This is a genomic window from Moorena sp. SIO3I8, assembly GCF_010692325.1.
In the GTDB taxonomy this organism is placed as follows: domain Bacteria; phylum Cyanobacteriota; class Cyanobacteriia; order Cyanobacteriales; family Coleofasciculaceae; genus Moorena.
On record NZ_JAAHHW010000087.1, the window covers coordinates 18,060 to 27,980 of the forward strand.

The following is a 9,921-nucleotide window of genomic DNA, read 5'->3' on the forward strand; positions in this document are numbered from 1 at the left end:
TTAATTCTTAATTCTTAATTCTTAATTCTAATTAAAATCGATTTTCATACTCGACAATTATCTTAGTATCATCTGAAAAATTTGTAGCGCCGCGTAGCAAAACTTCTTCATTAACTCGATAGCGCAAGTTGTACTGAATTGGCTGATCAGTAGTTAACACTTTTAACAACGAAAATGATAAATTATTAGTAATATTAATTCCTGCTTCAGCACCTAGCTCTAAGCTATCAGTGCGTCTATTATCATCTGTAACTGTAGTAGGGAAAATGCGAAACTCATCTAATCCTGCGGCATCACCAATCAGGTTGCTGACATTACTCAGTAGTGCTGAGCCAGCCAGGTTTGCCAAACCCAAGGTAGTATTGCCTCGACCCAAGGTATCCACAAAGCCACCCCCTAATAGAGCAACAATTTCCCCTTCACTACGTTTTGGCATACTATTAAGTTCCACTCGGTCAAAGAGCTGACTTGCTCGCCCTTTTACTTTTGCTTGAACCCGAATAGTTTCTGTAGTGCCAAAATTAGTTGGGCTATCGCTAATTTCATTAGCAAAGGTTTCACTGGTAATGGGTTGTTTCCTAGACTCAATTACTGATGCCACCATCTGCACATCTAACTCTGGGTCTCTGCCAAGAGTGGCTACAAATCGAGCGTTGTTGTTGTAATTTTTATCAAGACGAAACTGGGTGGTAAAGAGATTGACCTGACCGCGCAGTAGCTGAATCGTTCCTTCTGGTCTAATATCGCTCATGTCCCCATTAATTAGAAGGGTACCGCTGGCGAGAAAATCTAATACTGGCAGCTGTCGAACTAGGATATTTTTACCTAAGGTCAACTGTAAGTTATTGAACTCGATTAGTTCGTCACCAGCCGATCCGCTACTCCCGATCGGGGCAGTTTGAGATTCAGAAATCGGTACTCGACCATCAAACAATTCGATGTAACCACCAATTCTAGGATTAAACAGAGTCCCAGTAATGATGGTCTGACCTTGAACACCACCACTGTAAATCCCTTTGAGATTGATGGCTAGTTGATTCAGGTCAACGGTGAGGGGATTCTCTAATGGTCTAGCTAGGTCTCGCAATGGCAAATTCCCTACCGCTACTAATTTACCACCACCAAAATTCCCTTGTAAGGTGTCTACAATTTCCATCCGGTTGAAGTTAAACCGGATTTTGCCATTAACTTCTGTCAGGGGTTCCGGTAAGGCTTGGGCAGCAATGGTAGCGTCTTGTACATTAATGTTACCAATAACGGTAAGTTGCTCCAGTTGCTCTCGCCAATCTTGGTCTTGGTCAAAGGTACCGGAAATATCTAAATCTACTTGTCCTTTACCATCAACCCAAGTGATTTGTTGATTGGTAAGCATGTTCAATCGGGCAAGTCCTTCGTTTTGAACCGTCAGTTGTACACTAACTTGCCGATTTTCTGGCTCTACTTCGGCAAAGGGTAACTTGTAGGGGATTTTGGCATTTACAGTTAGGGGTTCAGACTCTTTGGTCAGAAAACTTTGGGCAAAGACGTTCAACCGCGCATTGTTGTAACTAAAGCTGCCTTTGATGGATTCGAGGGGTGTTCGGTTTAAACTGGCATCCACTACAGATATTGCTCCCCTAGCTTGGGGATTGCTTAGACTTCCATAAAAGTCCGCTGTGGCATCAACAAATCCTCCGTAACCAACAGAGCTCGGAAATTTGAACACTTCTCTAATCAGGGAAACCGGGACGTTCTTTAGCTTGAGCTGACCCGATGGACCTTGTTCACCGATACTACCGGACAAGGTGGCTAGGCTCTGACCCGATTGAATCCGCACAGGTAAAAGATTCAGTACCCCTTCTTCAAAATTCCCTTGGCCAATAATTGTCTCAGCTTTATAGGAACCCCACTGCCAGTTTTCCCCTTGGAAATTAAATTTGGCACGGATGCCATCTTTGACTGAACCTTCCATACTGATACTGCCAGTAAAACCACCATTGATCTCGGTAAGCTCTGGTAACAGAAAGCTCTCTTGACGCTGCTGGCGTTGCTTCTCTAGGAGGGTGACTATTTCTGACATCCGCCGTAGGGGTTTTTTGAGCTTATTTTGTGGATTACCTACTCCAGTAACGGCAAGATCAGCGGCTGTGCCGTAGACGGGCGCTTGCAAGCCTCGACCTAGGTCAGTGATATCAAATAGTTGTAGGGTAGTCAGAACATCCTGGATTTCTCCGAGCTTAGCCTGGAGTTCTCCTTTAAATTCTGGTCCGTTGGGGGTTTGGGTGACGTTGGCAGCAAATAAGTATTGACTATCACCTTTTTTACCTTTTTCAAACAAGCCATTGGTCAGAGTCATCGTCCCTTGCTGGTATTGGAAAAAGCCTTGTAACAGCTTACCTCTGAGGTTGTCAAAGATGGGATTTTCGATCGCAATTTCACCGGATGACCCAAAGGTCTTGAGGTTCAGAGCAATTTTCCCAGATATGTCTCCCGCCAAGGGTTTGCTTAACCATGGTTCGAGGTTTTTCCCGTCTACCATCCCACTACTCAAAGCCAGACTCTTAATGGTATTGATGGGGAAATTCTTTACGGTCATTTGTAGCTCATCCCCTGACCGAATCCCAGTAGCAGTTTTGTTCTGATACTGCAGCAAAAAGGATACGGGTTGGTAATTGGGGTTTAGCACCACCTCCAGTTTGTCTTGATTACCTGCTAGCTGGAGATTTACCCCTGACTTTGGTGCTATACTCACTCGACCTGTCAGTAGGGATTCAAACTCCAGAGGACCAGCAAAAAAGTACCGCAGTCTTAAGTCACCGTTAATTGTCGGAGCTTGAGGAGTACCAGCAATGCGACCGTTAAAACCGACTAAGCCTCCTAAATTGAACGCATCAGGCAGGTCAGCCGGTAATCGTTGCAAATTCAAATCCTCTGCTTGTACCTGGAAATCAAAGGTCTTAATTGCTTGTAAGCCCTGACTCTTTGGGTTTAGATTGACAAAACCATTAGCATTGAATCCCTCGGCTATCGCTTCTTTAATCTCTAGCCTTTGACCATTCCAGTCAAAGGATGTGGCTAGGGAACGCTCAAGTATAGAAATGCCTTCACTAAAATTCAGCTTACCCTGAGCTTGGATTGCTGATAGAGCTGTATCTGGTGTCAATAGCAACGGAGCAGAAATATTGACACTGCCATTGAGACGTCCTCGTAAATCAGGATTAATCTCCCACAACTTGAGATTAGTAGGCTGGAAAACTCCCTGAAATTTACCATTGCTAAACTCAGCTGTTCCTAGTAATTGACCACCAGCAACCTTGAGTTGTCCAGACCCTTTGCCCTTAATGGCGTCAATGGTTAAATTAGTTAGATTACCAGAGACAGTGACATTCCCGGAAAGAGGGCCATTGAATTGGGGCGGGACCGGAGCAAGAGCACCCAAGTCGAGCTTAGAGGTTTGTACCTTGGCCTGGAAGTTACCATTGGCAATATCGATTTGAGAAGCCTGAATTCTACCCCCTTCCACATCTAAAGTACCAGACCCACTAGCAGTAATACTGCTAGGACTTACCGAATCTAGATTCCCTGAGATGGTAAACTCCCCGGAGGCTGGACCGTCGAATTGCGATGGTATTGGTCCGAGACGACCTAACTGGAGATTGGATGCTACGACTTGAGCTTTGAAGTTGCCTTTAGCGATATCGACAGCATCAGCTTTAATGGTTCCTCCTGCTAGGTCTAAACTGCCAGACCCACTAGCAGTAATGGTGCTAGGACTGACCGAATCCACATTCCCTGAGATGGTAAACTCCCCGGAAGCTGGACCGTCGAATTGCGGAGGTATTGGTCCGAGACGACCTAACTTGACCTTGGATGCAACTACTTGAGCTTTGAAGTTGCCATTAGCGATATCGACAGCATCAGCTTTAATGGTTCCTCCTGCTACATCTAAACTACCAGACCCACTAGCGGTAATGGTACTAGGACTGACCGAATCCACATTCCCTGAGATGGTTAACTCCCCGGAGGCTGGACCGTTGAATTGCGGTGGTATTGGTGCGAGACGACCTAACTTGAGATTGGATGCGACTACTTGAGCTTGGAACTGGCCTTTAGCGATCGCGATCGCATCAGCTTTAATAGTCCCTGCTGCTAGGTCTAAACTACCCGATCCACTAGCGGTAATCGTACTAGGACTCAAAGACTTTACATTCCCTGAGATAGTCAACTCCCCTGAGATGGGACCTTTAAATTCAGAGGGTACTGGTGCTAAGGCTTCTAGAGGAATCTCAGAGGCTTGGACTAGGGTAGAAAAACCACCATTGATCAGTTTTACATTAGTAGCACGCAAGGTACCACCATCAACTGTTACGCTGCCGTAACCCCTGGCACGGAGGGTTTCTGGCTCGAAAGAATCAAGGCGACCGGACAGATTAAATTGACCATTGAACGGTCCAGAGAACTCTGGCGGTAGAGATTGTGCAGGCAAGGTTTTTAGGATTGGTGCCACGGAAATATTCTTAGCTTCTACTAACCCCTGCCAGCGCCCAGCCCCCACTTGAAAATTAGTAGCTCTGAGAACACCATCACCGATGGGCAGATTAGCATAACCAGTGGCACGAAAATTCTCGGGCTTGTCAAGGGGAGAAAAGATCTGGGTTCTGCCATAAATTCGACCCAGAGGAATGGGTAGATTAAATCCATACTGTTTTGCGATCGCATTCGCTGGCACATTCACAGCTTTGAGATCAAATACTGCCCCCCCCTGATCCATAAATTTGATATCCCCCTTGCCTGTGACTAAGCCACCCACTGTTGGTTTTGCCTGCAAGTTTCTAATGGCCAGCTCAGTATTAATAACGGTAAAGTCAGCAGTAATATAGCTGAAGTTCACCTGGTCAAGGGTGGCGGCAGTGGTGGTAAACGCCTCTCCAATCACAATCGGGTTGTCGATAGCTCCAGTGACCTTAAACGTAGCCTGTGCTTTACCTAAAGTAGTTACTGGTAGCTCTTTGATGCCAAAGGTCTGTGCATACTGCTGTATCTGAACCGGTTCGCTTGTTGCTCTGAGCTTGTACCCTGACTCAATATCCAGCATTCCCCCGATTTGGGCAGGTACTTGACCGAATCTGGTAGTTATGTTATTGAGCCAAATCTGACTCCCTCGAAAGCTCAGCTTACCTTTGCTTTCAGTGAACAGTTGGGGCAAGGGTTCTAAGCGGGCGGTGGTGTCGGAAAAGTTAATCGTACCCCAATACTGCCAAGGCTGTTCAGCATTATTCCGTTGTATTCTCAGGTTGCCACCCAGTTTACCCCCTTGAAGCTTCAGGGGAATCAGAAGTACTTTACTAACCTCTGCCGCACTCACGTTATCGACATCAAGGTGCAAGTCAGTTTTTTCTTGAGAGAGGCGGTAATCTCCCTTAACCTTTAAATTTCCCCCAGTTAACGGCTGACTATTTACATCAAAGCGAATCAGCTGACCTCCGTCGAGAAATTTACTTTTCCCCCGAACCTCAGTAAATCTCATCGGTGGTTCTTTGATGCCCACTTCAGATCTTGGCACCACCACCACATCCGCATCCCGCCACCGCACCACCTTTGGGTCTACCTTAAACGCAGAATCTTGGGCAGTTTGTGTAAATGCTGTAGACACCCAGTTTAAATCTTTGTCCTGTTCAACATATATATTAGGTTCAACTAGGGTTACATCTAGTTCTAGGGTTCTGGTAAACAGCAGTTTAACGGGGTTATAGCTTACCTTCACTGCCTCGGTAACAAGATGATCGGGATCCGTAGGGGTAGCTGGTATTTCCGAAGAACCAAACCTTACACCATTTAGGGAAAAGCCCTCCACTGGTCCGACATTGACTTTCCGGTTAAGAAAGCTAGATAAATTTTTCTCTACCGTTGGTGCTAATTGCTTCTGGATGAAATACCAAGCAAAAAGGCTTCCGCCCCCTATCCCAGAAACTAGAATCATGACCATAAGCATGAAGACCGGACGTAGCAGCCTCTGCCAAAAACCTGTACTTACCGTAGGTTCTGGAGTATTTTCCGGAGTAGGCTCTGGTAGATTACCAGGATTGGGAGAGTTACTCATCTTGATTGGTTTGCACCTTACAACTGGAGTTCCGAGGGAATATGGGGGCATCGTCATCTTAATTTATCAGGGAAATACAGGGAGTAGGGGTATCAGTTATAGGTGCCGAATACCAAGTGCTTTTCAAGAGGATCTCACCATTCCCAATCATGATTGGGAAGAAGGGGAAGAGGGGGAGGAGATGGAAGAAGGTGCTGTGTCCCAATGGTGTGAATGCAACTCGGGATAAGGCAGATAATACTACTACTTTTTTGATCTGACGAAGATCCCTATCTTGATAGTTTCCAGAGCCAAGATTGATCGGTAGGTTTAACGCTATACTTATAGGTGGTTTCAATTCCCTGGCGCAATTCCTCTGACGGTCGATAAAGTAAAACATTTTCGAAACCCTCCGGAATCTCCGGGATGTTGGTAGAGCTATTGGATTTATCCAATAACATCAGCTGTACATCCGGGCGAAGTAGATGACACAGAGATAGAACCCTACCGGGAATTTCATTACTGATCAAGAGTGGTTGTGGGATTTGATTAATCCAAGCTGCTACCGGGGGATTATTGCGACTCTTCGCATAGCTCTTGTGCCACCAAACTGGCAGTTGAGAGCTGACTATACAGGAGAGTATGCCGCTAAATGCCAGAGCAATTGCTATAGACTTCCAAGTTTTAGGATTTTGTCGGGTTTTTACCATGGGCACTATGTCATGGTCAACCCTTACTTGCTGATTTTGCCTATCTTCGGGATTTGCTAAATTTCCATCAATCATTCCCTTGGTATATTTTCCTGAGTTTTTGGCTTGGGTTGTCAGGAAATAAGCAATAGCTAACTGAATGCCTAGATAACAGGGAATAGCATAGCGAGTAATGCTAGAACGGCGACCACCTAATAGCACATCTGGACCGATTAGAGCAATTCCTGTCACTCCAATTAAGGTAATAATAAATACCCAAGCATGCTGAGGAGCGTTACGACAAAGATAGTAGAGGGCATATCCTGCTAACAATAAACTGAGATAGTGGAGGGGACTCAAAGGATGAATGCCTTGGTTGACATCAAAGAAAATCCGACTGAGGTTTAAGGTCCAAAATAGGGGTAAGAAGCCTGAACGACTATGATTAACTGAGTCAGTATTAGCGATAAATTTGGAGAAATTAGTGATAACAATGATTAGCCAAGGGGAGAATAGCAATATTCCTCCTAAGGAGGCTAGTAAATAGCTAGTTACTCGCTTACTCCACCGACCACCTTCGGTAATTAATACATACAATCCCTGTCCAATTAAAACAAAGGCTGAGAAAGGGTGAGTATAAAGTGCTAAGGCAACAGTAAAGCTATAGATAATCCATCGATAAGTTTTTTTGATGAATTGCTTTCTCCTATAATAATTCATTGCCCATAATAGGACTGCACTAGAAAGCAAAATGGTAACGGTCCATAAACTATATTCTCGGGCTTCTTGGGCATACAAAACATGAAAGGGAGAAATAGCAATTATGGCAACAGCTACCCATCCGATTAATTTTGAACCAAATAGTTCTAAGCACAGCCAGTAAGCACAGGGCAATGCTAATAAGCTAATTATTACAGATAGCAGTCTAATAGTTACTACGGAATTGCCAAAGGTTTGTAACCATAATCTCGCCATTAGATAGTAAAGGGGGGAATGTTCGGGATTACCGGCTAGGGAATTAATAGTGTCATTGATATCTCTTTCCTGATTGGGAAATTGGTACTGTTTTAATAAGTTTTCTACGCTGATAATCTGACCATCGAAAATTGTTTCTACTAGTTCGGTTCGAGTGTGACCAGAAATTCTCAGGGAGGTCATTGTCTCGTCATACCAGTAAACTTTACGGTCTAGGTTGTAAAATCTAAAGACTACTCCTAGTACGATTAATATAATCAGTAAATTTCTGAACCAGATAGAATCAAGAGTAATTTTATTGATCATGCTAACTACGATAATTAGGGGATAATTGAAACTATAGCAAAGGGAACAGGGAATAGGGAACAGGGAACAGGGAGTAGGGAGTAGGGAGTAGGGAGCAGGGAGCAGGCAGAAATAGGAAAGAGATCCAAATAGTTTTTGATGTTATGAGCAATCATCAAGATGGCTCATGATCTATTTATAAATGCTATAGTAAAGATGGTTTTAAGGGAATTAGCATCAAATATGACTGTACCTCATGACTGCGATAAACGCACTGTATAACTATAAAAATACTAATTGAAAATTAATACTTAACAATTGGGTATTATAGCGTTTTTCATCATGATGAGATACATTCAAGTTTCTTCCCCCTACTCCCTACTCCCTACTCCCTACTCCCTACTCCCTACTCCCTACTCCCTACTCCCTATTCCCTATTCCCTTTCCTTAATTACCAATTAACGGCAACGTTTCTCAAAATTGTCATGGGACCATGGTCTTTCAGACGTTTCATTTGCTCTTGGTTTCGGACTAGGAGAGCTCCAGCAAATCCGAGGGAATTGACACCAATTGACTGGAAATCTGGTTGAGAACGGGGTAAAAGCAACATCCATTGCCTTGTGGCGAGGAGATTGTAGGCACCGGATTGCTTGTTACCATTGGCATTATTCCATGGCAACCCGACTGCACTCAGTAATCTATGGTACAACTTGAGGGTGGCTTGAGCAGCATCCCACGGAGAGTTTACCCAATTAGGGTCAAGCTGAACAATAGCATTGATGAAGGGTAGGGTTGGGATGGTGCCAACAGAGTCCTGAAAGCTAGCTGATGCGATCGCATTTTCGATCGGGATGTTAACTCCTTCAGGGGCTAGGGGCAGAGGAACTAGTTGCAAGTGCTTGTGTCGTTGACTGGCACCACCAATCTTTCCAGCATTATAGAATGCCAAGCCATCAATTTCGGCAAGACATGCCCACATAGCAGCAAAATCCTGCAAAGTCAGCCAAGTATCTTGCTCCTCGAAAGCACGGGTTATGATCAGCAGGTGATGGTCAACTACGTTGTATTTGTTCAACAGACACAGGTGGGTGTCGGAAAGGTCTGCTACAAATAAATCTTGTTCGTAGGGAAGAAAAGGGTTGAAATCCTTGGATGAAGTAGCTGTTTTTTCCTCTTGCTTCTTTTTGGCTTTGTCTTTCCGTACCAGATTAGACAAAATCCGCACCAAGAAGCGAATACCGTCTTGTTCTACGAATTCGTATTCTGTCGCTATGGATTGGAGTGCTTTACATTCAATAGCGTGTTCAGTTTGTGCTTTCAGTTTCGGCCACAATGTACCTGGTTCTAGTACTAGTGTTCCTTCGGCAATTGGTTGTTCCTCAGTCATAGCGATCGCATTTCCTTCAGCTTCTATGGCAATCTTAAATCATTTGTCAAAAAGCAAGCCTATGCGCTACGCGCACGCTGCTTGAGGTGCCGTCAGCTGTCAGCTGTCAGCTAAATGCTTAAACTAAACCTCGAATAGGGACTTCGGAGCAGGGAGCAGGGGGAAGAAAGTTGACTGTACCTATTTAGAATAATAAACGCTATTATCTTATTGATTAACGTAAAAAAAATAACCCTATTTATTTAAAAAAAAGTAACTATTTTGTTTAAAAAAACCATATTTTTTTAAACAAAATGCATTAAAATTAATTTATAATAACAAAAAAAATATGACCCCTTTGCTACTACTCCCTACTCCCTACTCCCTACTCCCTACTCCCTACTCCCTACTCCCTACTCCCTACTCCCTACTCCCTACTCCCTACTCCCTACTCCCTAATAATTTGCACCTAATCCCTCCTCAACATTACCTACTCCATACTCACCACTCCCCAATAACCAATACGTTTATGTCAGCCACGAAGTGCA

Annotated in this window: 6 protein-coding genes; 2 read left to right on the forward strand and 4 right to left on the reverse strand. The window is 44.2% G+C overall.

The genetic code is table 11. From position 1 onward, the window contains the following. Positions 1 to 31: 31 nt before the first annotated feature. Positions 32 to 5,959 (reverse strand): translocation/assembly module TamB domain-containing protein, encoded by a 5,928-nt coding sequence (locus tag F6K51_RS25785; protein ID WP_293025489.1) that lies wholly within the window; start codon positions 5,957 to 5,959, stop codon positions 32 to 34. Here F6K51_RS25785 and F6K51_RS25790 point away from each other — a divergent pair. Then, complete coding sequence (locus tag F6K51_RS25790; RefSeq protein ID WP_293025491.1) at positions 5,958 to 6,308, forward strand: hypothetical protein; 351 nt, start codon at positions 5,958 to 5,960, stop codon at positions 6,306 to 6,308. The two genes, F6K51_RS25785 and F6K51_RS25790, sit on opposite strands and share 2 nt — an antisense overlap. A gap of 40 nt (positions 6,309 to 6,348) precedes the next feature. Here F6K51_RS25790 and F6K51_RS25795 read toward each other — a convergent pair whose 3' ends face one another. From F6K51_RS25795 to F6K51_RS25805, 3 genes are all read right to left on the reverse strand, one after another. Continuing rightward, entirely contained in the window at positions 6,349 to 8,028 is a 1,680-nt protein-coding gene (locus tag F6K51_RS25795; protein ID WP_293025492.1) for a glycosyltransferase family 39 protein, read from the reverse strand. 14 nt (positions 8,029 to 8,042) lie between these two features. Next, the gene (locus F6K51_RS25800; RefSeq protein WP_293025493.1) at positions 8,043 to 8,183 is read right to left on the reverse strand and encodes a hypothetical protein; all 141 of its coding nucleotides are present in this window, start codon (positions 8,181 to 8,183) and stop codon (positions 8,043 to 8,045) included. 275 nt (positions 8,184 to 8,458) lie between these two features. Continuing rightward, positions 8,459 to 9,394: a phosphorylase gene (locus tag F6K51_RS25805; protein ID WP_293025495.1), complete on the reverse strand. Its 936-nt coding sequence runs from the start codon at positions 9,392 to 9,394 to the stop codon at positions 8,459 to 8,461. 328 nt (positions 9,395 to 9,722) lie between these two features. Here F6K51_RS25805 and F6K51_RS25810 point away from each other — a divergent pair. Then, on the forward strand, positions 9,723 to 9,921 hold a 199-nt coding region (locus F6K51_RS25810; RefSeq protein ID WP_293025497.1), incomplete at its 3' end, for a hypothetical protein.

Coding starts and splice junctions, on each gene's coding strand:
- F6K51_RS25790 (WP_293025491.1), top strand. CDS start 5,958: ATGACCATAAGCATGAAGACCGGACGTAGCAGCCTCTGCCAAAAACCT.
- F6K51_RS25785 (WP_293025489.1), bottom strand. CDS start 5,959: ATGATTCTAGTTTCTGGGATAGGGGGCGGAAGCCTTTTTGCTTGGTAT.
- F6K51_RS25795 (WP_293025492.1), bottom strand. CDS start 8,028: ATGATCAATAAAATTACTCTTGATTCTATCTGGTTCAGAAATTTACTG.
- F6K51_RS25800 (WP_293025493.1), bottom strand. CDS start 8,183: ATGATTGCTCATAACATCAAAAACTATTTGGATCTCTTTCCTATTTCT.
- F6K51_RS25805 (WP_293025495.1), bottom strand. CDS start 9,394: ATGACTGAGGAACAACCAATTGCCGAAGGAACACTAGTACTAGAACCA.